Raw genomic sequence first — 22,554 nt, 5'->3', positions numbered from 1 at the left:
TGAACAACTTGAGGCTTTTTTGTGTTTATGGATTTCGCTTTAGGCTGAAGGCTGTAAGCTTTACGCTAACTCAAAACTATGTTTTATAAAACAAGAAGCTTCTAGTCAGTTAATAGGAAGCTTGCTTTCATCCAACAAGAGCTTCTAATTAGTCAACTAGAAGCTTCTTCTTGATAAAAAGGAAGCTTCCTTTATAACTTACAACTCATAAATCGAAAAGCCCCTATTTCCCTCAAGTGGATATTTTAACTTCTACTTCTATTCCTGTAAGTCTTAAATCTTATGTCTTATAACTTATTACTCAAAACTCAGAACTTACAACCCGCGTTAGGGATAGTAGTGGAAATCCTTTTGTAGAAATTGGATTTTCCTGTAATCACTTCCAATTTTCTTCTACAAAAGATTGCAACGGATAGCCCGACCGAAGGGAACGCTATAATAATACGCATTTGAATGAAGAATTTTTATATATTTAGGTTTTAAAGTAAACAGGATATGAAACCATTTAATGTGCGTGTATATGCGTTATTGGAACACAAGGGAAAGGTATTGGTGATTCACGAGCCGTTTCAGGGAGAGTTAATTTATAAGTTTCCTGGCGGTGGATTGGAGTTTGGTGAAGGAACAAAAGATTGTATAAGGAGAGAGATAAAAGAGGAATTGAATTTGAAAGTAGAAGTTCATGAACATTTTTATACACAAGATTTTTTTGTGTTGAATGCTTTTGATCCGACAGAACAGGTTTTATTGATTTATTATAAAGCGACAATTACAGAGAAAGCATTGGATAAATTGAAAGTTTTGGATGCAGATATCAACGAATTGTTATGGTTATCCAAAGAAGAATTGAATGTAGAGAAATTTACGTTAGACGCAGATAAAGTGGTAATTGATTTGTATAAAAAAGAAAACTTCGAATCCTAAGACTCGAAGTTTATAATTTTTTGATCATCGAAATACTGAATAACAGCGTATTTCATTAACAAAGTTTGTTCGTTGGTTTTGAGTGGTGGTAAATCTTCCAATAACTCAAAATGTGGCCAACCATCTGGATCTTGTCCTTCGAAACGATAAAAGCCAAAAGGTTCTAACACGCGACAAACTGCAATGTGTAATAAATTGAGTTTATCATCTTTTTTGAATCGTTTTTTTCCTTGTCCTAATTCTTGAACACCGATCAAAAAAAGAATCGTATCTAAATCTGGTCTTTCACCATCTGTGAAATTTTGTTGAAAGAATTCTTCAATCAGTTTCCATTTGTTGGTGTTTGATGATGATTCTTCTGTAAATTTTGATATATCCATTTAGAATTTACGTCCTTTGTGACGCATATGTGGGTTTTGTAATTGCGAATTACTTACGTTGAAACGTTTCATTTGATCATTCATCATTTTGATTTGATCTGTAAACATTCCTTTCGAATCGTTTTTCTTCGCTTCTTTAATGTAACCTTCCGCTTCTTTCTTTTTACCTTTTGACATTGCAGCTCCAGCCAAAGATAAATTAGCCATTGCTCTGTCATGATCAAACGATAAACCGTAGTTTAAGGCTTCTTTCATATATTTTTCTGAAACCGCAACATTGTCCTGCGCTTCAGTGATTCCCATCATGTAGTGGTAATATCCCATTTGCTTAGGAATTAATTCTGATGATGGATTTTTGATCTTTTGTAACCATTTTTTCGCTTTTGCCATATCCTCTTTACGTAAAAACCAGAAAGCTAACAAGATGTTTTCGTTTCTGAAATAGAATAAAATTGGAAATACAGCGACTAATAACGAAACAAATCCCCAACCGTATTCGCGAATGGTAAACAAAAAGATTGCTAAAGCGATTAATACAGCGGCGATTACTAATTTAATGTATTTGTTCATCGATTATAAATATGATTTGATATTATCTGCAATTTCGATCATTTTCTCGGCAGATAATTGAAGTTTTGGATTTGAGAAATTGATATCTTGCATTGTATTTAGAGGAACCAAATGCACATGTACATGTGGTACCTCTAAACCAACAACAGCTACGCCAACGCGTAGACAAGGTATTGCTTTTTCTATAGCTTGTGCAATTTCGTAAGAAAAGTCCATTAAACCTAAATAGGTTTCTTTGTCTAAATCGAAGATTTTATCGACTTCTTTTTTCGGGATAACCAATACATGACCTTCTACCAAAGGAAAAGCGTCCAAAATAGCGATGTACTTATCGTTTTCGGCAATTTTGTATGATGGTATTTCTCCGTTTATAATTTTAGTGAAAATGCTTGCCATATGTTTTTTAATTTTTGAAATCTTAGTCCAAAGATATTTCTAAAATTTCAAAATTTAAAGTCATTCCGTTAGGTAATGTAATTTCTGCAACTTCTCCAAGTGATTTTCCTAACAATCCTTTTGCGATTGGAGTATTCACAGAGATGCGCATTTTAGCTAAATCAGCTTCAGATTCAGGCACCAAAGTGTACACTAATTCTTGTCCGTTCGCTGTATTTTTTATTTTAACTTTTGATAATATTGATACTTTAGAATGGTCTAATTTAGATTCATCAATTACACGTGCATATGCTACAACTTCTTTCAATTTAGCAATTTGCATCTCTAACATTCCTTGAGCTTCTTTTGCAGCATCGTATTCTGCATTTTCAGATAAATCTCCTTTATCACGCGCATCAGCAATTTGTTGCGAAATTTTTGGACGCTCAAAAGTTTCTAACTGATGAAGCTCTTCACGCAACTTTTCTAATCCTTCTTTCGTTACATATTGTATATTTGCCATAACAACAATGTTTAATTAATTTTTTATTAAATAGGTCTTATAAAATAAATAATCCTACACATATGTAATAATATGCGCAGGACTATTTAGTTATTGTACTACAAAGATAATAAAAAAAATACAGCAAATTAAAAATGAAACAATTTATTAAAACGATTCTAAATAAGGTTATTTTGGTTTGTGTTTTTGCTGGCTTATTTCAAGGCTGCAATTCAGATGATGGTACAGTAAGTTGTGTGCCAAATACAATTGTGAATGTATCAATCAATATCAATTTACCATTATATTCTAATCTAAATAATCCAGGAGGATGGGTATATGTTGATGGAGCAACAGCAGGTTCTAGAGGTTTGATTGTGGTACGTACAGCTTCTGGTTTCAAAGCTTACGATCGTAATGCACCGCATATTTGTCCTGGTGCAGAAACCACTCTGTATGTAAAGAATGACATCAGTATTGTGTGTGATGCAGATAATTCTGAATGGATTTTATTGACAGGACAACCTACAAAAGTAGCGAATAGAGCGCCAAGAACATACCAAGTGTATGTAAATGCAAATGGAACGCTTACAATAACGAATTAAATTTTTTATCTAAAGTTTTTTTAATTCACTCAAAAAATAATAATCTTTGCAGGCATCGAAATTATACTTCTTTATTATGCATGCATAAATTTTTCGAATTGTTTTTGAATTAAATTATTTTTAAAAAAAGATAATTTCGTTGTAAAGATTACTCAAATCCATTATTTTTGGTAAATCAAAATTTTATCAATTAAAAAATATTAATAATGAGCATTATTTCGCATATCCATGCAAGACAAATTTTAGATTCTCGTGGTAACCCAACTGTAGAAGTAGACGTGTATACAGAATCAGGTGTTTTAGGTCGTGCAGCTGTTCCATCAGGAGCATCTACAGGAGAGTATGAAGCAGTAGAATTACGTGATGGTGGAGACTTGTACTTAGGTAAAGGAGTTTTGAAAGCTATCGAGAATGTAAATGAAGTGATTGCTCCAGAATTAATTGGTTTTTCTGTTTTCGAACAAAATTTAATCGATCAAGTAATGATTGATTTAGACGGAACTGAAAACAAAGCTAAATTGGGTGCTAATGCAATTTTGGGTGTTTCTTTGGCGGTTGCAAAAGCTGCAGCAGAAGAATTAGGTTTACCATTGTTTAGATACATCGGTGGAGTTAATGCAAACACACTACCAGTTCCAATGATGAATATCGTAAATGGAGGTTCTCACTCTGATGCACCTATTGCGTTCCAAGAATTCATGATTATGCCAGTTCAGGCAGAATCTTTTTCTGACGCTTTACGTAAAGGGACAGAAGTTTTTCATGCATTAAAGAAAATTTTACACGATCGTGGTTTATCTACAGCAGTAGGTGACGAAGGTGGATTTGCACCAACTTTTGATGGTACAGAAGATGCTTTAGATACTGTAATTTCTGCAATAGAAAAAGCAGGTTACAAAGCAGGTGAAGAAATTATGATTGCATTAGATTGTGCATCATCAGAATTCTATCACGATGGAAAATATGACTATACAAAATTCGAAGGAGAGAAAGGAGCTATCCGTACTTCTGCAGAGCAAGCAGCTTATTTAGCAGAATTGACAGAGAAATATCCAATTATTTCTATTGAAGATGGTATGGATGAAAACGATTGGGAAGGTTGGAAAATCTTAACAGATAAAATCGGTAAACGTGTTCAAATTGTTGGAGACGATTTATTGGTAACGAATGTAACTAAATTAGAAAAAGCAATTGATGCTGAAACAGCAAATTCTATCTTAGTAAAATTCAATCAAATTGGTACGTTAACAGAAACGATCAAAGCAGTACAAATGGCGCAAAATGCACGTTATACAGCAGTTATGTCTCATCGTTCTGGAGAAACAGAAGATGCTACAATTGCAGATTTAGCTGTTGCTTTGAACACAGGACAAATCAAAACTGGTTCTGCTTCTCGCTCTGATCGTATGGCGAAATACAACCAATTATTACGTATTGAAGAGATTCTAGGAGAAACTGCAATTTTTCCAGGGCTTAAGGCTTTTAAAGTTAAGCGATAAAATAATTTGAGACTGATATTTATCAGTCTCAAATTAATAAAAAAAGTGTAAATTACGCAATAAATAATATAAACTATAAAATGTCAGATAAGGTAATATTAAATTACAACGGAAATGAGTTGGAGCTACCTGTTACAACTGGTACAATGGATGAAAAATCTATTGATATTTCCAAGTTAAGAAGTGCTACTGGATTAATCACAATGGATCCAGGTTACAAAAATACAGGGGCATGCGAATCTAAAATTACATTTTTAGATGGTGAAGAAGGTAAGTTGATGTACCGTGGATATCCTATTGAACAATTAGCAGAGAAATCTTCTTTCGTAGAAGTAATGTATTTGTTAATCAAAGGAGAATTACCTACACAAGCTGAATTAGATAAATTTATTGCTGATATTAATGAGTATAACTATGTGTCAGAAGATTTAATCAAAATCTTAGATGCATTCCCAAGTTCTGCTCACCCAATGGGAGTATTAACATCTTTAACAGCTGCTTTATCAGCATTCAACCCAAAAGTTGTTGATGTTACTTCTCCAGATGATATGTACAAAGCGGCAGTTACTTTATTAGGTAAATTCCCAGTATTAGCGTCTTGGACACAAAGAAAAATTAAAGGATTACCAGTTAACTACTCTAACGATAAATTATCTTATGTAGAAAACTTTTATCAATTATTATTCAAAAAACCAGGTCAAGAATTAGACTTAGATCCAGTTATTATTGATGCAATTGACAAATTATTAATCTTACACGCAGATCACGAGCAAAACTGTTCTACATCAAGTGTACGTTTAGTAGGTTCTTCTCACGCAGGTTTATTTGCTTCTATCTCTGGTGGTATCTCTGCATTATGGGGACCATTACATGGAGGTGCTAACCAAGCAGTATTAGAAATGTTAGAAGCGATCAAAAATGATGGTGGAGATGTTGATAAATACTTAGCAAAAGCAAAAGATAAAAACGATCCATTCCGTTTAATGGGATTCGGACACCGTGTTTATAAAAACTTTGACCCTCGTGCGAAAATCATCAAAGTTGCAGCGGATAACGTTTTAGAGAAATTAGGAATCAATGATCCTATTTTAGATATTGCGAAAAAATTAGAGCAAGCTGCTTTAGAAGACGAGTATTTCAAATCAAGAAACTTATATCCAAACGTAGATTTCTATTCAGGAATTATTTACAAAGCGTTAGATATCCCAACTGAAATGTTTACAGTTATGTTTGCTGTTGGACGTTTACCAGGATGGATTGCACAATGGATGGAAATGCGCGAAACAAATCAACCAATTGGTCGCCCTCGTCAATTATACACAGGAGCACCATTACGTGATTACGTTGAAATTGAAAACAGATAAGAATTTTCTTATTTATCATATAATCCGAAAATCAAACTTTGATTTTCGGATTTTTTTTAACAATTAATTTTTAGAGATTGTTTGTTTAAAATATGTTAAAACCTTATTTTTAAGTAAATTAAATTTTGTAACCATGAAATTTGAGAAAATACATAATAAAGGTCAAGCGCAAATCTTCGAAAACAAATACCTCGAAATGTTGACAAAAGGTCATCCCGCAGTTATTTGGGGAATGTACATTCCTCTACTTTCCTATTGTATTTATTATGGAATTTCTAGCTACGATTTATCTACAATAACAGTTATTTCAATTTTTTTTGGAGCGATGTTATTTTGGACCTTGTTCGAATATTTTGCGCATCGTTATCTTTTTCATTGGACAGCCGAACAACCAAGTCTAAAACGAATTGTTTACATTTTTCATGGAAATCATCATCATTATCCACGCGATAAACAACGTTTGTTTATGCCTCCAGTTCCAAGTATTCTTTTGGCGTCAATCATTTTCTTGATTCAATATTTAATTTTAGGGAAATATGCTTTTGCTTTCTTTCCTGGTTTTATGATTGGCTATTTATTGTATGCGTCTATGCATTATTTGATTCACGCTGTTGCGCCGCCTTTCAAGTTTATGAAACCACTTTGGCGCAATCATCATTTGCATCATTATAAAGACGAAGAATTAGGTTTTGGCGTTTCCAATACGTTTTGGGATCGTATTTTCGGAACAATGTTCGACTTAAAGAATGAAAAAGAAGACAAAGAAAAAGTAAAAGAATTGATGTTTGAGAAGAAAAGTTAATATGAATAGTATCAAAACTATAATACTTTTATTGTTATTTTCTAATTTGCTTTTTGCTCAAGAAATAAAAGAAAATTTTTCTGCTGAATTAGTGGTTTTAAATGATGAAAATTTAAAAGAAATAATTACGAATATAAATCTTAATGATTATTGTATTAATAAAGGCTATGTTTGGTATTTAAATTATAAAAAAGATTATTTACAATTATCAAGTATTTCTAGATACAAACTTTATGGAATAAAGACTAATTATTATGCAACTATGATTAATAATAACCTTATTTTCATAAGATTAAATAAAGAAAATGATTCGATTTTTAAGAAGTTAGGATTCAGGATTAATTTAAATGATTTCAAATCAAATATAATCTCAACTGGACCTCATACTACTTCTTGGTATTTTAAAAAGGTAAATGAAAAAACAGAATTGGTAAAAGAAAATATCTTTCCATGTGTTTATAATTAGATGTTTGAGAAGAAAAGTTAATTTTTCGTATCTTCCGTCAAATTAAGTTTACACAAAAAATGAAAAAATATACTTTACTTGCGATTGGACTGCTTGCATTCAATCAAGCAAACGCGCAATATTCTAAAGAAAATCAAAAGAAATATGTCGAAGAATTAGCTTCTGATGCTATGCAAGGTCGAAAATTTGGAACACCCGAAAATCGATTGGCTGCTGAATTGATTGCTGAAAAATTCAAACAAAATAAATTAAAACCTTGTGTTGGTGATTCATATTTAATCGAATTTGAATATAAAGGGAAAACGGGACAAAATGTTTGTGGAATCAAAGAAGGGAAATCGTCTGATATTTATGCTGTTGGTGCGCATTTTGATCATGTTGGAACAGATGACAAAGGTGAGGATAAAATTTATAATGGAGCGGATGATAATGCGAGTGGAACTTCGGCTGTAATGGCTTTGTCTGATTATTTCAAAAATAAAAAAGTTAAGCAAACCATGATGTTTATGGCTTTTGATGCTGAAGAAATTGGATTAATTGGTTCTAAAATGTTGGTAGAAAATACAGATTTTCAATCATATTTACCAAATATGAAAGTGATGTTGAATCTTGAAATGATTGGAACTGTTTCTGCTTTTGGTGAAGGAAAAGTGTATATGACAGGTAGCGATCGTTCGGATTTGATGAATTTGATGAATAATAATTCTACTAAAACATTCAAAGTTGAAAACGACCCTTATTTGCAGCAACAATTATTTTATCGTTCGGATAATGTAAATTTTGTGAATCATAAAGTGGTATCGCATGCGCTTTCTTCTGTAAACATGGAGAATCAACATCATTATCATCAAAAAAACGATGAAGTTTCGGTGATTAATTTCGAAAATCTGTCAGAGATTACACAAGGAATTGGACATTCTTTATACGAAATGATGAAGAAAAATATTCAACCAAAATATAACAACTAATGGATAAAGCAATTAATATTGTTAGTATTGCGGTTATTGTAATTTTATTGTTAGCGTTTTTATCAGAAAAATTTTTCCCAATAAGAGGTCTTGAATTGTTTTATGAGAAAAAGTTTTATCTCGCAATTATCTATTTAATTTTAAGAGTTTCCAGAATTTATATTCTTAGAAAATCAAAATAAATTTTTAAATCCGTTCCAATTTCAGAACGGATTTTTTAGTACCTTTTATTTACTTAAAATAAATGTATGGAAGGTTATTTAGAAATTGTTTTGCGCTGTATTTCGGTGTATTTTTTTATGTTAATTGCACTTAGAATTTTTGGTAAACAGCAATTATCCCAATTAAATACGGCCGATGTAATCTTAATTTTATTAATTAGTAACGCTGTACAAAATGCAATGGTTGGTTCAGATTCGAGTTTGCAAGGAGGATTGATAGCAGCTTTTGTATTGTTTCTTTTAAATTTTATTGTCAAAAGAATAATGTTGAAAAATAAATTTTTAGGAAACTTAATTGAACAAAAATCTGAAATTTTAATTCGTAATGGAAAAGCTGATTTTACGATGTTGAGCAAATTGGGAATTAATTCGGAAGAATTGAACGAAGCAATGCGCGAACATGGTGTGGAGCATATCAAAGATGTAAAATTGGCAATGATGGAGATTGACGGAAATATTTCAATCGTCACAACAGATAAAAATCAGTTTAAGGAAACACATTATAAACGCAAACATAATCACAAAAATTTGCAAGGAACTAATTAACAGAATATGGAAAATAATTTAGTAAACGGGATTATCAAACAATTCCAGTATTATAAACATTTGGGTGAAAAAACATTTTCACAATTAACGGATGAAGAATTGTTTTGGCAATACAATGAAAACTCAAATAGCATTGCGATTATCGTGAATCATCTTTCAGGAAATATGTTGTCGCGTTGGACTGATTTTTTGACAACAGATGGTGAAAAAGAGTGGCGAAATCGTGATGAAGAATTTGAAGATACAATCAAAACTAAAGAACAACTTTTAGATAAATGGGAGAAAGGTTGGAAGTATTTGTTTGATGCTTTAGCACAAATCAAAACCGACGAAGATTTACAGCAAATTATTTATATCCGAAATGAAGGACATACAATAATAGAAGCGATTAATCGTCAATTGGCGCATTATCCGTATCATGTTGGTCAAATTGTTTTTATAGGAAAATTAATAAAGGACAATGAATGGAATTCACTTTCGATTCCGAAGAATAAATCAGCAGATTATAATCAAACGAAATTCTCTTCCGATAAAAAAACTCAACATTTTACAGATGAGTTTTTGAAATAAATTTTAGTTAAAGTGTTTTTAATTGAATTATTTATCTTAACTTACATAAGAAACTTAGGTATATGAAAGATGTTCAATTTTATAAAGGAACTCTGCAACCGATTATTTTAAAACTATTACAAGATCATAAAAGAATGTATGGTTATGAAATCATTCAAAAAATTAGAATTTTAACGCAAGATGAATTTGAGTTAAAAGAGGGTGCATTGTATCCTATTTTACATAAGCTGGAAGCTGAGAATATAATTGAAGTGGAAGCTGAGCGAGTAGAAGGTCGAATAAGAAAATATTATAAGTTGACTGAGTTTGGAACTAAAGAATCTGTAAAAAGAATTCAATTGTTAACAGAAACAATGCTACAAATCCAAAAATTATTGAACCCTAAATTGATTTAATCATGAGAAAAATTTCTGCTTTTGAAGTTCAAAAATTAATCGATTTTACGCGTCAGCATTATGTTGAGTATTATGATTTGCAATTGGAATTAGCCGATCATTTGGCTTGTGGAATTGAAGAACAATGGGAAACAAATGAAACTATAACTTTTGAAGATGCTTTACAAAATGAATTTAAGAAGTTTGGAATATTTGGTTTTTCTGAAATTGTAGATAAAAGAAGGTTTGCGCTTCAAAAAAAATACAATAATTTAATTTGGAAAGTGATGAAAAGTCATTTACTTACTTTTCAGTATTTTATTTTTGTTATGAGTGGAATATTATTGTTTAATTTGATAGCTTTTAAATATAGTAAAATTGCTATTTTAAGTACGATTGTTTTATTTTTTGGATTATTTATTTATCGATATATAAGGTTACAAAAAAAATATCGTCAAAAATTAAGTGTGAAAAATAGAAAACTGATTTTACAAGAGCTTATTTTTAAAAATCTTTATATCATCTCGTTTGCATTTTCTTTGTTTAATCTAAGTTTGCAGGTTTTGATTCATCTTGATAATAACCAAATTATTTTAAATATTGTATTTTCGATTATATTTAGTTTTATCTTTTTACTTTTTTATGTAACCTGTTATTTTTTACCGAATAAAGAAGAAGAAATACTTAATGAATTTTATCCTGAATATCAGTTAATAAAATAAAAAAGCTCCATTCGGAGCTTTTAGTTTATGCTTGACTTTCGTCTTTTTGTAATAATAATTTATAAATTAATCCACCTACAATTGCTCCAGCGATTGGTGCTACCCAGAATAACCATAATTGCGTTAAAGGTTCGCCGCCTACAAAAATAGCTTGTGATGTAGAACGGGCAGGATTTACAGATGTGTTAGTGATTGGAATAGAAATTAAATGAATTAATGTTAAAGCCAAACCAATTGCAATTCCAGCAAATTTTCCGTTTGCAAATTTATCTGTAGCACCTAAAATAACAATTAAGAAGAAGGCTGTTAAGACAAATTCAATTAGAAAAGCAGATAACATGCTATAACCATGTGGAGAAAAGGCTCCATATCCATTGGAAGCGAATGCACCAGCTTTGGTATTGTCAATTGCAAAATCTGAGTTTCCAGATGAGATTAAGTATAATACACCAGCTGCAGCAATTGCTCCGAGTACTTGTGAAATAATATAAGGAATAAGTTGTTTTCCATCAAATCGTCCTCCAGCAAATAATCCGAAAGAGACAGCAGGGTTGAAATGTCCTCCAGAAATATGACCAACTGCATAAGCCATTGTTAATACAGTAAGACCAAATGCTAATGCAACACCAGCGTAACCAATTCCTAATTCGGGAATACCAGCTGCAAAGATTGCACTACCACAACCTCCGAAAACTAACCAAAAAGTACCGAAAAACTCGGCAGCATAATTTTTCATAAATGTTTTAATATTAAAAGTTTAGTTAGAATGAATTTAAAAAAAAAATTAAGAAATACAAACATTTTAAACATTTAAATTATTTCAATAAAAAAAATCGCTCCGATTTCTCAGAGCGATTTGTATTTAAAAATATATTCTTTCTAGAATAATTAATCCATATAGGCTTCGATAGGAGCACACGTACAGATTAAGTTACGATCTCCGAAAGCATCATCTATACGAGATACTGTTGCAAAGAATTTACGTTCGCGAACCCATTCTAATGGGAAAGCAGCTTTTGAACGTGTATAAGGATATTCCCACTCATCAGCAGTTAATAAGTGCTGTGGGTGAGGTGCATTGTGTAAAACATTGTTGTCAGCTGGATAATCTCCGTTTGCAACTTCATCAATTTCTTGACGGATAGCAATTAAAGCATCACAAAAACGATCTAATTCTGCTTTATATTCAGATTCTGTTGGCTCAACCATTAAAGTTCCAGCAACTGGGAAAGATACTGTTGGTGCGTGGAATCCGTAATCAATTAAACGTTTTGCGATATCTGTAACTTCAACACCAACTTTCTTGAATGGACGACAATCTAAAATAAATTCGTGTGCAACTACATTGTTAGCATTCGTGTAAAGAATATCGTAATGACCTTCTAAACGAGTTTTCATGTAGTTTGCATTTAAGATTGCTCCTTGTGTCGCTTTTACTAAACCTTCAGCTCCTAACATTAAGATGTAAGAGTAAGAAATTGGTAAAATAAATGCAGAACCGTAAGGTGCAGCAGCAAATGTATTTTGAGCTTCTTTTCCACCAGTCTCGATGATTGGAGAAGATCCTAAATAAGGTGCTAAGTGTGCTTTAACACAGATAGGTCCTACTCCAGGTCCACCACCACCGTGAGGAATAGCGAAAGTTTTGTGTAAGTTTAAGTGACAAACGTCTGCTCCAATATTACCAGGAGAAGTTAAACCAACTTGTGCATTCATGTTAGCACCGTCCATATAAACTTGTCCTCCGTATTCGTGAATCATTGTAGTTACTTCTTCAATGTTGCTATCAAAAGCTCCGTAAGTAGAAGGGTAAGTAATCATTAAAGCAGCTAAGTTATCTTTGTGTAACTCACATTTTGCTTTTAAATCTTCTAAATCTGTTTCTCCAGATTCTAAGTTTTTAACAACGACTACTTTCATACCAGCCATTGCAGCAGAAGCAGGGTTGGTACCGTGAGCAGATTGTGGAATTAAAGCAACATTTCTGTGACCTTCTCCACGAGCTTCGAAGTACGAACGGATAACCATTAATCCTGCATATTCTCCTTGTGCACCAGAGTTTGGTTGTAAAGAAGTTGCATCAAAACCAGTAATTACAGATAAGTAATCTTCTAAGTTTTTGATTAATGTTTGGTATCCTACAACTTGTTCTTTAGGTGTAAAAGGGTGTACATTACCCATTCTTTCCCAAGACATATGTAATAACTCAGTCGCAGCATTTAATTTCATTGTACAAGAACCTAATGCAATCATCGATTGATTTAATGCTAAATCTTTACGCTCTAAACGTTTGATGTAACGCATTAATTCAGTTTCTGTGTGGTATGAATTAAAGTTTGGATGAGTTAAGAAGTCAGACGTTCTGATTAATTCAGCTGGTAAGTACGATTCTTCCACTTCAAATTCAAAACCTTCTTCAGTATTTTTAATTGTAGCAAAAACGCTTAAGATTTCGAAAATATCTTCTTCAGTTGTCATTTCGTCAACAGTGATAGAGATTTTTCCTTTCTCGAAACCGTTTACGTTAATGTCTTCTTCAGCAAAAATTTTAACAATTTCATCTGAATTTTCAACTTCAATTTGTACAGTATCAAAGAAGTTTGTGTTCGTTACATTGTATCCTAAATGAACTAATCCACCTTGTAAAATTCCTGCTTTGGCGTGAATTTCATTCGCGATGAATTTTAATCCGTCTTTTCCGTGGTAAACCGCGTAGAAAGATGCCATAACAGCTAATAAAACCTGAGCAGTACAAATGTTAGAAGTTGCCTTCTCACGTTTGATGTGTTGCTCACGAGTTTGTAAAGCCATACGTAAAGCATAGTTTCCTAAACGATCCTGAGAAGCTCCAATGATACGACCTGGAATTACACGTTTGTAATCTTCTGTACATGACATGAAAGCTGCGTGTGGTCCACCGTATCCCATTGGAACACCAAAACGTTGTGATGTACCTACAACAATTTCAGCTCCCCATTCACCTGGAGGTGTTAATAAAGTTAGCGCTAATAAATCAGTTGCAACAGCCACTTTAACATTTACTTCATTTGCTTTCTCTACGAAAGTTTTGTAGTTGTTGATTTGACCACCTTTTCCGATGTATTGAACGATAGCTCCAAAATATTCTTCAGTAATTTCAGTTGTTTCGAAATTTCCAACAACTAATTCAATTCCTAAACCGTGTGCTTTCGTTTCCAAAACCGCTACAGATTGAGGGAATAAATTATCTGCTACAAAAAATTTGTTGACATTGTTTTTCTTTTGATCACGAGAACGAGATTCAAATAACATGTGCATTGCTTCACCACATGCAGTACCTTCGTCTAATAAAGATGCATTTGCGATAGGTAAACCTGTTAAATCAGAAATAACAGTTTGGAAATTTAATAAAGCTTCTAAACGTCCTTGCGCAATTTCCGCTTGGTATGGTGTATAAGCTGTGTACCAACCAGCATTTTCTAATACATTACGTTGAATTGGCGCTGGTAAAATTGTACCATAATATCCATATCCAAGATAATTTTTTACTTTTTTATTTTTTGAAGCGATTTCAGCTAAATGATTAATTGTTTCAAACTCAGATAAAGCTTCTGGTAAATCTAAATCATTTTTTAACTTGATGTTGTGAGGTAATGTAGAATCAATTAAAGAATCAATAGAATCTTTCCCAATTACAGAAAGCATTTCAGCTGCTTGCTGCGCATTGTTTCCAATATGTCTAATGGAAAAATCGTTTGTGTTCATTGTGTTTGCGCTATGTTTATTTTCGCGTAAAAATACGTTTTTTTATCTTAAAATAAAAGTGAATAACAATCTTAAAAATTAATTGAATGAATAGATTAGAATTTTATTTTTTTAGAAATAAATGTGAATAAAAACTTTCTTTTTTTTCAAAAAATAGTAATATTGGCAATAGAATTGAGATAAATAATTCGGTAGAATTTCTTAAATTTATTCTACGTTTAAAAAAATCTATGAAAACAAACGATTTTATGGAACTTAATGAAAATACTTCTGAAGTCAAAAAAGAAAAAAAATTTCCATTCTTAAAGAAATTGGAAATAATGATGGAAGAGGCGAAATTAGAGGATGCGAAAAAATCTAAAATGAAACGTGTTCATAAAAAAGGCAATTCGCAAATCGCTAAAAAAATGGGAGAAGAAGCTGTAGAAATGGTTATTGCTTCGGAACAAGACAATGATGATAACTTTTTGGAAGAATCGGCAGATGTTTTCTTTTATTACCTTATGGCTTTACATGCACGTGGTTTTGAATTGAAAGATGTTTTGGAGATTTTAAAGAAAAGGCACAAAAAATAATTAACACACACTAATATGCAAAAGGGCGGAACGTCGATGAAATTAATAATTGCTGCTGCAATTGTTATTTTTTCTCTTATAAAATATTTTTCTTCTTCAGAAGTCAATGAAATTACAGGCGAAAAGCAATATATTTCATTAACCAAAGATGACGAAATTGCGATGGGAATTAATTCGGCTCCGCAAATGGCACAAGAGTTTGGTGGACTATCTCGAAATGCTCAATTCCAGGAGCTTGTAAAACGAGTAGGCGCGAAAGTGGTTAATAATAGTGATGCGCGCAAAACCAATTATCCATTTCAGTTTTATGTGTTAGCAGATAATCGAACTGTAAATGCTTTTGCATTGCCTGGTGGACCAATTTTTATTACCGAAGCCTTGTTGACTCGTTTGCAAAACGAAGATCAATTGGCTGGAGTTTTGGGACACGAAGTTGGTCACGTTATTGCGCGCCATAGTGCAGAACAAATGTCGAAACAAGAGCTTTCGCAAGGAATTGCAGGTGCGGCTGGCGTTGCCGCTGGAGATGCAAATTCGGCTTATTATGCACAAGTTGTGGCAAATATGGTGAATATGAAATATGGTCGTGATGATGAATTGGAGTCTGATGATTTGGGCGTTCGATTTATGATTCAGGCAGGATATAATCCAGAAGCATTGATTGGTGTAATGGATATTTTGGAAGAAGCTTCGGGAGGAAGCCAAGTTCCAGAATTCCAAAGTACACATCCATCACCATCAAATCGTCGCGAAAAAATAAAAGCTGCCATTGAGAAATATAAAAATCAGTAGATTTTAATTCGTTGTAATGATAAGAAATATACTTCTATTAGTTCTTTTATTCACAAATATTACATTTTCTCATGCTCAAGATTATGATCAAATCAGCAAAGAAATTTGTAAATCATTTAAAAAGAAAAAACCAGCTAAAAATTTATTTGATTTTAATAAATACCTCAATTCTGAAGCAGAAGACTTTTTAATATCAGATGTAAACATCTTTCAGTTCAATCTACAAAAGAGTTTGATTAAAAATTGTACTGAATTTCCTTTTATTGAAAATTATTCTTTGGTTCCTTTTTCAAATGTTGTTGATTTAGAAAAAGTCTTTAATAGAGAAGAGTTAGCAAAACTTGAAAAACAATTAAAGAAAATTCAAAAGACCAATCGTTTTCAGCTATTTATAATTTCTACAGATGATTATTTTCCAAATGAAAATATAACAGATTATTCATTTTCAATCCTTAATAACAATAGTTCTGATCGATTTCAAAAGGGAAATATGATAATTGTGTTTAATTTAAAATCAAGAGAAGTTAGAATTTCGACGAATGATATTGCTCGAAATATAATTTCTGACGATTTTTCTCAAAAGCTAATTGATGAGGTAGTTGTTCCAAACTTTAGTGAGGAAAAGTATTTTAAAGGAATCAATGAAGCTATTGTAAAAATTAATGAAAAAATAGTTGTAGAAGATTAAATAATTTAAACAGAGGTTAATAAAATGAAAGTACATTTTTCATTCCTTGAAGTTTTATATCTTGCTCAAGTCATTTGTTGTTTTTTATTTATTAAATACACAGATGGATTAGGCTATATGCAAGGAAATGATTTTTATTATACTTCCCAATTACAATCTTCTGGAGGTGAAGATGAAGTTTCAATTTATAGTTTAGGATTGATAACAATACTATTTTTATTCATTAGCATTCTTTCAAAAAGGAAATATAGAGTATTATCATTTTATTTGTTGTTTGCTTATTTTTCGCTTTTTTAATTCAAATGGGAGAAATAGATTCAACAATATTAAATGGAAACTTTGTTCTCTTGATAATTGTAGTAATAAACCTTTTATTGACTTTTTATTTTTGGGTAATTCTTTTTAAGAAGATTAAAAACTATTTGAATCAAGAAGTTTAAAACTTAATCTAAAAACTTCGCTTTTAATTCAGGAGTAGGTAACCAACAACTTTCTTGTTTTCCAAACCAACGATAACGATTTTTCGCAATAAAACTATAAACCACATCGCGCAAAGGCTTTGGAACAATCATAAAAATAGTCAACCACGAAGTTATTCCGTCCAAATATTTAGCAATTTTTAGCGCAGCAGATGATTTGGTATAAAATTTATCATCTTCAATAAAAACGATAGAATCAAATTGAGCGGCATCCAAATTATTTTCTTTCAAAAAATTTTGTCCAAAATCAGATTGTAATGAAGCAAACTGAAATTGATTTTTATTGTCATGTTCAATCACAAACTGAACAGATTGATTGCATAAATTGCAAATTCCATCAAACAAAATAATTTTCCTCGTTTTCATACAATAAATATACGCTAAAAGTAGCTAAACTCTAAAGGTTATTTTTAAATTAGCCAAAATTAACAATCAATCATGTTTAGCGAATATTTATTCCGAAAAGTTGATAATTCTCCACTTGTAATTTTCCGAATAATCTTTGGTTTATTAATTGTTGCAGAATGTTGGGGAGCCATTTTTACAGGTTGGGTACAAACAAATTTTGTTGAACCGCACATTACATTTTCGTTCATCGGATTCGAGTGGACAAATGTTTTCTTGGGACAAAATATGATTTATTTGTACGTGCTCATGGGAATTTTAGGCTGGTTTATCGTGTTTGGATTTGCTTATCGATTTTCAATTATCGTATTTTCTATTTTATGGTCGTTGACGTATTTCATGCAAAAAACAAGCTACAACAACCATTATTATCTGTTTATGCTAGTTTCGTGGATGATGACGATAATTCCTGCGCATCATTTCTTTTCGATTGATAGTTTGATTTTTCCGAAAATAAAACGTCTAACCATGAGAAATTGGGTACCAACTTTATTCATTATTCAGTTATTGATTGTGTACACTTTTGCCGCTTTTGCGAAGATTTATCCAGATTGGTTTAACGGAGTTTTTTTACAAATGAAATTCCACGAATATGGCGATTTATTGACGACAAAATATAATCTTGTTGGTTTAGGAAAAGTTGTAAGTAGTTTAGAGTTTGCGCAAGTGTTTGCTTGGGGTGGTTTCTTTTTTGATTTATTGATTATTCCTGCAATGTTGATGAATAGAACGCGTGGAATCGCTTTCAAATGTGCTGTAGCCTTTCATATTTTCAATTCTGCAGTTTTCGGGATTGGAATATTTCCTTTCTTTGCTTTGGCAATGTTAATTTTCTTTTATGATCCCGTTAAGATTCAGGAAGTTATTTTTCCTAAAAAATCATTTATGATGGATCGTTCAGATGATGATAATTTATTGACAACTCGTCGTGTCATGTTCTCTTATTTGATGTTTTTCTACGTAGTTTGGCAAATATATTTACCTGTTCGCCATTACTTTATTCCCGGAAATGTTTTTTGGACAGAGGAAGGTCATCGCATGGCTTGGCGAATGATGTTGCGTAATAAAGCGGGTGAAGTTGTGGTATATGTTTCGAAACCAGATCCACAGAAAAAAGGTAAATTCTTGAAACGCGAGAAAGTAGATTTGACTAAATATCTAACCTTTAAACAAATGTCAAAAATGGCGGTTAGCCCAGATATGATGTGGCAATTTGCACGTTATGTAAAATATGATTATGCGAAAAATGGTGTGAAAGATGTCAAAGTTTTTGTGGATGCAAAAGTTTCTGTCAATGGTAGCGATTATTATCAATTTACAAATCCAAATTACAATTTAGCTTACACAACTTGGAGTTATTTTGGACATCAAAAATGGATTCAGCCAACACCAAAAGAGTTGAATTTATCTTATTTTGAATAAATTTATGTAACTTTATAGGACAACAATCAAAGAAATACAATTATGAAATATACATTATTCGCAATAGCTTTTTCGGCTTTATTATTTTCTTGTGGTAATAAGGAAGATAATGGAGTAAGTGCTTACAAAGGTTTGGATAAGCAAAAGCAAGAACAAAAAGATTTGGATAGTATTGGGAAGGAAGCGCAACAAACGTTTGATGATTTCAAATTGGCGTTGTCGATGAAAGATACAACGACAACTAATTTTATTGTCAAACAAATGTATGATATCCCAAATGCGACACAAAAAGAGCATATTTGGATTCGTGATGTATATTCGGATAACGATCAATTAAAAGGAATTGTAGACAACGTTCCGCAATACACAAAATTGGTGAAACACAATGATACAGTTGTGATTGATCCGACTAAATTATCGGATTGGATGTATTATAAAGGTGATAAAATGATTGGAGGATTTACAATAAAATATATGCGTAGTAAAATGACTGATGCGCAGAAAAAAGAGTTTGATAAACAATATAAAGTAAAATTTGAGGATTAATTTCTGCTCAAAAAATAATAAAATCAAAAAGGCAATCTTTCGTTAGATTGCCTTTTAATTTTGAAATTATTTTCCTTAATCAATCAAAGACAATTGAATTTTACGTTTTTCTGTATCAATTCCAATTACGGTTACTTCAATTTGTTGACTCAAATGCACTTTTGAATTTACATCTGAAATAAATTCATTCGAAATTTTAGAAATATGAATCAAACCATTTTCTTTGATTCCTATATCTACAAAACAGCCAAAATTGGTAATATTATTAATAATTCCAGGAACTTTCATGCCCAATTGCAAATCTTCGAATTTCTTTAATCGTTGATCAAAACTAAAAACTTTTGCAGTAGAACGCGGATCTAAACCAGGTTTTTCAAGTTCTTTTTTAATATCTTCTAAAGTTGGTAAACCTACTTTTTCGGTAATATATTTGGTTAAATCAAGTTGATTAATCAATTCTTTATTTTGAATCAAATCTTTCAAATCAACTTTCAAATCTTTCGCCATTTTCTCTACAAGTGTATACGATTCTGGGTGAACAGCAGAATTATCTAACGGATTTTTTGCATTCGGAATTCGTAAAAAAGCAGAAGCTTGTAAGAATGCTTTTTCACCCAAACGAGGAACTTTTAGTAACTCTTTTCTCGAATTAAATGCACCATTTTCGCTTCGATATTCTACAATATTTTCAGCCATTTTTTCACCAATTCCTGCAACATAATTTAGTAAATGTTTGCTTGCTGTGTTCAGATTTACACCAACTTTGTTTACACAGAAAGAAACAACATCATCCAACTCATTTTTCAATAAAGTTTGATCGACATCATGTTGATACTGACCAACTCCAATCGATTTTGGCTCTATTTTTACTAATTCTGCCAAAGGATCTTGTAAACGGCGGCCTATAGAAACAGCACCGCGAACGGTAACATCTTTATCCGGAAATTCGTCGCGCGCAATTTTAGAAGCCGAATAAACCGAAGCACCAGCTTCATTTACAACAAAAACTTTTAGTGGACGATCAAATGCAATATTCTGAACCAAATTTTCAGTCTCGCGAGAAGCTGTTCCATTTCCTATCGAAATTGCATCGATATTATAAGCATTGATAAGCGATTTTAGTTTTTTGATGGCTTGTGTTTTTTCATTTTGAGGCGCATGCGGATAGATGTTTTCGTTGTGCAACAAATCACCTTGCTCATATAATACAACCACTTTACAACCCGATTTGTAACCAGGATCTATCGCTAAAATTCGTTTTTCTCCCAGAGGTGGCGCCAAAAGCAATTGATTTAAGTTTTTCGAAAAAACATTTATTGATGTTTCATCTGCTTTTTGTTTTGCTTCTTTCAACACTTCATTCGAGATTGAAGGAGCCAAAAGTCGTTTGTATGCATCTTTTATAGCTTCTTCAATAACCCAAGAAACTTCTGGTTGAATAGATTTGATCAACGTGTATTCAAGAAATTTGAAGGCTTCTTTTTTATCAATTGATACATTTACTTTCAAGAAGCCTTCATTTTCGCCGCGTAAAATAGCCAATAATCGGTGAGAAGCAATTTTTTTCAATAGTTCTTCGTATTCAAAATAGTTCGAGTATTTAGCCGAATCTTCATCATCTATTTTAGATTTTATTAGTTTACTTTCAATCAAAGCAGATTTTCTGAAAATATCTCGCAATCGATGACGCACATACTCATTTTCATTGATCCATTCTGCAATAATATCTTGCACACCTGCAAAAGCATCTTCGATACTTATCACATCTTCATTTAGATATTTTTTTGCTAAATCATCCAAATCAGGAATATTATTTTGCTTCATGATGATTTTTGCCAAAGGCTCTAAACCTTTTTCTTTTGCAATGGTTGCACGTGTTTTTTTCTTCTTTTTATAAGGAAGATATAAATCTTCTAATTGAACCAAATCAAAACTTTTCTGAATACGTTGTTGTAATTCGTTACTCAATTGATTCTGCTCTTCCAATGTTTTTAAAATAAATTCTTTTCGAGAAACAATTTCATTGTATTGATTTTGCAGTTTTTTTATAGCAGAAATTTGAACTTCATCAAGATTTCCTGTGACCTCTTTTCTATATCTTGCAATAAAGGGTATGGTATTATCTTCATTCAAACAATTTACTGTATTGTTGATTGATTTTTCTGAAATAGAATTAAGATGTTGATGAATGTATTGAATCAAATTCATGTTAAAAGTTTGGCCTTGCAAATTACTATTTTTCACAAATATAAAAAATAGCATGTTTTATTTATATAGGTCGTATTTAATAGAGTATTTTTTTATATAATAATCTAAATATTTAGAGTTTTTTATATCAGTCTTATTTTAAATAAAAAAGAATAATAAAAAATTTCTAAAAAGTTTTGGTATTTATTAAATTATTTCTAAATTTGACCATAGGTAGTAGAGAGTAAGATTGATTTTTTTTAATGTTAAATTTATACTTACTAGTGTAAGTTTTTTTTAAAATCAATTGGGTTTAAGCTGAGGAGCTTAAACCCGTTTTTTTTTTTATACAACTTTCTTATCTTTGAGCAAAGATATCTACAAAATGGCTCGTATAAAATTAGATTTTTTAGACAAATTTTTATTTTCAACAATAATACCAGTACGCATAACTGATCTCAATTATGGAAATCATTTGGCAAACGATAAAGTATTGTCCATTATACATGAATCGCGAATTCAGTTTTTTCAACATTATGGCTATTCGGAATTAGATTTTGGAGGTGTAAGCGTGATTATGGGTGATGTTGCGATTGAGTATAAAAATCAAGCTTTTTATGGCGATGAATTGTTGATTGAGATTGGTGTGCAAGATTTTTCGCGTGTTAGTTTTGATGTAATCTATAAAATTTCTACAAAAGATAAATTAATTGCAAAAGCGAAAACAGGAATTGTGACCTTCGATTATCAGCAAAATAAAGTGGTTGAGGTTCCTCAAAAGATAAAAGATCTTTTTGAAGTTGTATAATCTTATAAATTAATTACGCT

General features: G+C 31.6%; 27 protein-coding genes. 19 read left to right on the top strand and 8 right to left on the bottom strand.

The annotated features are described in order from the left end of the window. Positions 1 to 495: 495 nt before the first annotated feature. Positions 496 to 924, top strand: a complete 429-nt coding sequence (locus B3R94_RS03805; protein WP_125350640.1) for an NUDIX hydrolase — start codon at positions 496 to 498, stop codon at positions 922 to 924. Here B3R94_RS03805 and B3R94_RS03800 read toward each other — a convergent pair. Genes B3R94_RS03800 through greA form a run of 4 tightly spaced genes read right to left on the bottom strand, consistent with a single transcriptional unit; the run spans position 921 to position 2,772 of the window. Beyond that, the gene (locus B3R94_RS03800) at positions 921 to 1,304 is read right to left on the bottom strand and encodes a hypothetical protein (RefSeq protein WP_291098799.1); all 384 of its coding nucleotides are present in this window, start codon (positions 1,302 to 1,304) and stop codon (positions 921 to 923) included. The genes B3R94_RS03805 and B3R94_RS03800 overlap by 4 nt on opposite strands. Next, positions 1,305 to 1,874, bottom strand: a complete 570-nt coding sequence (locus B3R94_RS03795; protein ID WP_038333778.1) for a tetratricopeptide repeat protein — start codon at positions 1,872 to 1,874, stop codon at positions 1,305 to 1,307. A gap of 3 nt (positions 1,875 to 1,877) precedes the next feature. Continuing rightward, positions 1,878 to 2,270: an HIT family protein gene (locus tag B3R94_RS03790; RefSeq protein WP_114999218.1), complete on the bottom strand. Its 393-nt coding sequence runs from the start codon at positions 2,268 to 2,270 to the stop codon at positions 1,878 to 1,880. A 22-nt stretch (positions 2,271 to 2,292) separates the two neighbouring features. Then, entirely contained in the window at positions 2,293 to 2,772 is a 480-nt protein-coding gene (gene greA / locus B3R94_RS03785) for a transcription elongation factor GreA (protein ID WP_019976987.1), read from the bottom strand. A gap of 134 nt (positions 2,773 to 2,906) precedes the next feature. Here greA and B3R94_RS03780 point away from each other — a divergent pair, with 134 nt between their 5' ends. The 11 genes from B3R94_RS03780 (at position 2,907) to B3R94_RS03730 (ending at position 10,888) form a co-directional block, all read left to right on the top strand. Next, positions 2,907 to 3,356: a hypothetical protein gene (locus B3R94_RS03780; protein ID WP_125350642.1), complete on the top strand. Its 450-nt coding sequence runs from the start codon at positions 2,907 to 2,909 to the stop codon at positions 3,354 to 3,356. Between the two features lie 206 nt (positions 3,357 to 3,562). Further along, the gene (eno, locus tag B3R94_RS03775; protein WP_038333789.1) at positions 3,563 to 4,855 is read left to right on the top strand and encodes a phosphopyruvate hydratase; all 1,293 of its coding nucleotides are present in this window, start codon (positions 3,563 to 3,565) and stop codon (positions 4,853 to 4,855) included. Positions 4,856 to 4,935: 80 nt separating this feature from the next. Next, entirely contained in the window at positions 4,936 to 6,219 is a 1,284-nt protein-coding gene (locus B3R94_RS03770) for a citrate synthase (protein ID WP_291098796.1), read from the top strand. Positions 6,220 to 6,352: 133 nt separating this feature from the next. Then, on the top strand, positions 6,353 to 7,021 hold the full coding sequence (locus tag B3R94_RS03765) for a sterol desaturase family protein (protein ID WP_291098793.1): 669 nt from the start codon (positions 6,353 to 6,355) through the stop codon (positions 7,019 to 7,021). A 1-nt stretch (position 7,022) separates the two neighbouring features. Continuing rightward, positions 7,023 to 7,487, top strand: a complete 465-nt coding sequence (locus B3R94_RS03760; RefSeq protein ID WP_280050277.1) for a hypothetical protein — start codon at positions 7,023 to 7,025, stop codon at positions 7,485 to 7,487. Positions 7,488 to 7,546: 59 nt separating this feature from the next. Next, the gene (locus B3R94_RS03755; RefSeq protein ID WP_125350645.1) at positions 7,547 to 8,455 is read left to right on the top strand and encodes a M28 family metallopeptidase; all 909 of its coding nucleotides are present in this window, start codon (positions 7,547 to 7,549) and stop codon (positions 8,453 to 8,455) included. After that, positions 8,455 to 8,637 (top strand): hypothetical protein, encoded by a 183-nt coding sequence (locus B3R94_RS03750; RefSeq protein ID WP_125350646.1) that lies wholly within the window; start codon positions 8,455 to 8,457, stop codon positions 8,635 to 8,637. Before B3R94_RS03755 ends, B3R94_RS03750 begins: the two co-directional genes overlap by 1 nt. A 66-nt stretch (positions 8,638 to 8,703) precedes the next feature. After that, a complete protein-coding gene (locus tag B3R94_RS03745) occupies positions 8,704 to 9,222 on the top strand; it encodes a DUF421 domain-containing protein (RefSeq protein ID WP_280050280.1) in 519 nt (172 codons plus the stop codon). Between the two features lie 6 nt (positions 9,223 to 9,228). Next, positions 9,229 to 9,792 carry a DUF1572 family protein gene (locus tag B3R94_RS03740; protein WP_280037524.1) on the top strand — a complete coding sequence of 188 codons (564 nt, stop codon included), beginning with the start codon at positions 9,229 to 9,231 and terminating at the stop codon, positions 9,790 to 9,792. A 62-nt stretch (positions 9,793 to 9,854) separates the two neighbouring features. Continuing rightward, positions 9,855 to 10,187: a PadR family transcriptional regulator gene (locus B3R94_RS03735; RefSeq protein WP_125350649.1), complete on the top strand. Its 333-nt coding sequence runs from the start codon at positions 9,855 to 9,857 to the stop codon at positions 10,185 to 10,187. A gap of 83 nt (positions 10,188 to 10,270) precedes the next feature. Further along, a complete protein-coding gene (locus B3R94_RS03730) occupies positions 10,271 to 10,888 on the top strand; it encodes a hypothetical protein (protein ID WP_291046996.1) in 618 nt (205 codons plus the stop codon). 25 nt (positions 10,889 to 10,913) lie between these two features. On the opposite strand, the gene aqpZ is transcribed toward B3R94_RS03730, so the two are convergent. Together aqpZ and gcvP are read right to left on the bottom strand one after the other, a co-directional pair. Next, positions 10,914 to 11,624, bottom strand: coding sequence for an aquaporin Z (gene aqpZ / locus B3R94_RS03725; RefSeq protein ID WP_125350651.1), 711 nt, complete (start codon positions 11,622 to 11,624; stop codon positions 10,914 to 10,916). 152 nt (positions 11,625 to 11,776) lie between these two features. Beyond that, on the bottom strand, positions 11,777 to 14,632 hold the full coding sequence (gene gcvP, locus B3R94_RS03720) for an aminomethyl-transferring glycine dehydrogenase (RefSeq protein WP_291098786.1): 2,856 nt from the start codon (positions 14,630 to 14,632) through the stop codon (positions 11,777 to 11,779). A gap of 230 nt (positions 14,633 to 14,862) precedes the next feature. On the opposite strand from gcvP, the gene hisE reads away from it, so the two are divergent. From hisE to B3R94_RS03700, 4 genes are read left to right on the top strand one after another with little or no spacing between them, the layout of a single operon-like run. Next, on the top strand, positions 14,863 to 15,207 hold the full coding sequence (gene hisE, locus B3R94_RS03715; RefSeq protein WP_291098783.1) for a phosphoribosyl-ATP diphosphatase: 345 nt from the start codon (positions 14,863 to 14,865) through the stop codon (positions 15,205 to 15,207). A gap of 15 nt (positions 15,208 to 15,222) precedes the next feature. After that, positions 15,223 to 15,999 (top strand): M48 family metalloprotease, encoded by a 777-nt coding sequence (locus tag B3R94_RS03710; RefSeq protein WP_291098780.1) that lies wholly within the window; start codon positions 15,223 to 15,225, stop codon positions 15,997 to 15,999. 16 nt (positions 16,000 to 16,015) lie between these two features. Further along, positions 16,016 to 16,687, top strand: a complete 672-nt coding sequence (locus B3R94_RS03705; protein WP_038333832.1) for a TPM domain-containing protein — start codon at positions 16,016 to 16,018, stop codon at positions 16,685 to 16,687. 24 nt (positions 16,688 to 16,711) lie between these two features. Continuing rightward, a complete protein-coding gene (locus tag B3R94_RS03700; protein WP_038333836.1) occupies positions 16,712 to 16,984 on the top strand; it encodes a hypothetical protein in 273 nt (90 codons plus the stop codon). Between the two features lie 146 nt (positions 16,985 to 17,130). On the opposite strand, the gene B3R94_RS03695 is transcribed toward B3R94_RS03700, so the two are convergent. After that, a complete protein-coding gene (locus B3R94_RS03695) occupies positions 17,131 to 17,532 on the bottom strand; it encodes a thiol-disulfide oxidoreductase DCC family protein (protein ID WP_114999244.1) in 402 nt (133 codons plus the stop codon). A gap of 72 nt (positions 17,533 to 17,604) precedes the next feature. Here B3R94_RS03695 and B3R94_RS03690 point away from each other — a divergent pair, with 72 nt between their 5' ends. Both B3R94_RS03690 and B3R94_RS03685 read left to right on the top strand, forming a co-directional pair. Then, the gene (locus B3R94_RS03690; protein WP_291098778.1) at positions 17,605 to 18,993 is read left to right on the top strand and encodes an HTTM domain-containing protein; all 1,389 of its coding nucleotides are present in this window, start codon (positions 17,605 to 17,607) and stop codon (positions 18,991 to 18,993) included. Between the two features lie 42 nt (positions 18,994 to 19,035). After that, positions 19,036 to 19,539, top strand: a complete 504-nt coding sequence (locus B3R94_RS03685) for a DUF2314 domain-containing protein (protein WP_291059334.1) — start codon at positions 19,036 to 19,038, stop codon at positions 19,537 to 19,539. Between the two features lie 75 nt (positions 19,540 to 19,614). Here the strand turns inward: B3R94_RS03685 and B3R94_RS03680 are convergent, their stop codons facing one another. Beyond that, positions 19,615 to 21,747 (bottom strand): Tex family protein, encoded by a 2,133-nt coding sequence (locus B3R94_RS03680; protein ID WP_291098776.1) that lies wholly within the window; start codon positions 21,745 to 21,747, stop codon positions 19,615 to 19,617. 364 nt (positions 21,748 to 22,111) lie between these two features. Here B3R94_RS03680 and B3R94_RS03675 point away from each other — a divergent pair, with 364 nt between their 5' ends. Further along, a complete protein-coding gene (locus tag B3R94_RS03675; RefSeq protein ID WP_038333857.1) occupies positions 22,112 to 22,534 on the top strand; it encodes an acyl-CoA thioesterase in 423 nt (140 codons plus the stop codon). Positions 22,535 to 22,554 lie beyond the last annotated feature (20 nt).

It is taken from the genome of Empedobacter sp. UBA7611, from assembly GCF_002484365.1.
GTDB classification, from domain to species: Bacteria; Bacteroidota; Bacteroidia; order Flavobacteriales; family Weeksellaceae; genus Empedobacter; species Empedobacter falsenii_B.
Note: the sequence above shows the minus strand (reverse complement) of the source record. Positions and strands in the feature narration are given on the sequence as shown.

Excerpts from the sequence above, each read along its gene's own strand:
- B3R94_RS03765 (WP_291098793.1), top strand. The coding sequence starts at position 6,353 with ATGAAATTTGAGAAAATACATAATAAAGGTCAAGCGCAAATCTTCGAA.
- eno (WP_038333789.1), top strand. The coding sequence starts at position 3,563 with ATGAGCATTATTTCGCATATCCATGCAAGACAAATTTTAGATTCTCGT.
- B3R94_RS03805 (WP_125350640.1), top strand. The coding sequence starts at position 496 with ATGAAACCATTTAATGTGCGTGTATATGCGTTATTGGAACACAAGGGA.
- B3R94_RS03705 (WP_038333832.1), top strand. The coding sequence starts at position 16,016 with ATGATAAGAAATATACTTCTATTAGTTCTTTTATTCACAAATATTACA.
- B3R94_RS03795 (WP_038333778.1), bottom strand. The coding sequence starts at position 1,874 with ATGAACAAATACATTAAATTAGTAATCGCCGCTGTATTAATCGCTTTA.
- B3R94_RS03800 (WP_291098799.1), bottom strand. The coding sequence starts at position 1,304 with ATGGATATATCAAAATTTACAGAAGAATCATCATCAAACACCAACAAA.
- hisE (WP_291098783.1), top strand. The coding sequence starts at position 14,863 with ATGAAAACAAACGATTTTATGGAACTTAATGAAAATACTTCTGAAGTC.
- B3R94_RS03740 (WP_280037524.1), top strand. The coding sequence starts at position 9,229 with ATGGAAAATAATTTAGTAAACGGGATTATCAAACAATTCCAGTATTAT.
- B3R94_RS03675 (WP_038333857.1), top strand. The coding sequence starts at position 22,112 with ATGGCTCGTATAAAATTAGATTTTTTAGACAAATTTTTATTTTCAACA.
- gcvP (WP_291098786.1), bottom strand. The coding sequence starts at position 14,632 with ATGAACACAAACGATTTTTCCATTAGACATATTGGAAACAATGCGCAG.
- B3R94_RS03780 (WP_125350642.1), top strand. The coding sequence starts at position 2,907 with ATGAAACAATTTATTAAAACGATTCTAAATAAGGTTATTTTGGTTTGT.
- B3R94_RS03690 (WP_291098778.1), top strand. The coding sequence starts at position 17,605 with ATGTTTAGCGAATATTTATTCCGAAAAGTTGATAATTCTCCACTTGTA.
- B3R94_RS03760 (WP_280050277.1), top strand. The coding sequence starts at position 7,023 with ATGAATAGTATCAAAACTATAATACTTTTATTGTTATTTTCTAATTTG.
- greA (WP_019976987.1), bottom strand. The coding sequence starts at position 2,772 with ATGGCAAATATACAATATGTAACGAAAGAAGGATTAGAAAAGTTGCGT.
- B3R94_RS03750 (WP_125350646.1), top strand. The coding sequence starts at position 8,455 with ATGGATAAAGCAATTAATATTGTTAGTATTGCGGTTATTGTAATTTTA.
- B3R94_RS03735 (WP_125350649.1), top strand. The coding sequence starts at position 9,855 with ATGAAAGATGTTCAATTTTATAAAGGAACTCTGCAACCGATTATTTTA.
- B3R94_RS03710 (WP_291098780.1), top strand. The coding sequence starts at position 15,223 with ATGCAAAAGGGCGGAACGTCGATGAAATTAATAATTGCTGCTGCAATT.
- B3R94_RS03790 (WP_114999218.1), bottom strand. The coding sequence starts at position 2,270 with ATGGCAAGCATTTTCACTAAAATTATAAACGGAGAAATACCATCATAC.
- B3R94_RS03685 (WP_291059334.1), top strand. The coding sequence starts at position 19,036 with ATGAAATATACATTATTCGCAATAGCTTTTTCGGCTTTATTATTTTCT.
- B3R94_RS03745 (WP_280050280.1), top strand. The coding sequence starts at position 8,704 with ATGGAAGGTTATTTAGAAATTGTTTTGCGCTGTATTTCGGTGTATTTT.
- B3R94_RS03755 (WP_125350645.1), top strand. The coding sequence starts at position 7,547 with ATGAAAAAATATACTTTACTTGCGATTGGACTGCTTGCATTCAATCAA.
- B3R94_RS03680 (WP_291098776.1), bottom strand. The coding sequence starts at position 21,747 with ATGAATTTGATTCAATACATTCATCAACATCTTAATTCTATTTCAGAA.
- B3R94_RS03770 (WP_291098796.1), top strand. The coding sequence starts at position 4,936 with ATGTCAGATAAGGTAATATTAAATTACAACGGAAATGAGTTGGAGCTA.
- B3R94_RS03695 (WP_114999244.1), bottom strand. The coding sequence starts at position 17,532 with ATGAAAACGAGGAAAATTATTTTGTTTGATGGAATTTGCAATTTATGC.
- aqpZ (WP_125350651.1), bottom strand. The coding sequence starts at position 11,624 with ATGAAAAATTATGCTGCCGAGTTTTTCGGTACTTTTTGGTTAGTTTTC.
- B3R94_RS03700 (WP_038333836.1), top strand. The coding sequence starts at position 16,712 with ATGAAAGTACATTTTTCATTCCTTGAAGTTTTATATCTTGCTCAAGTC.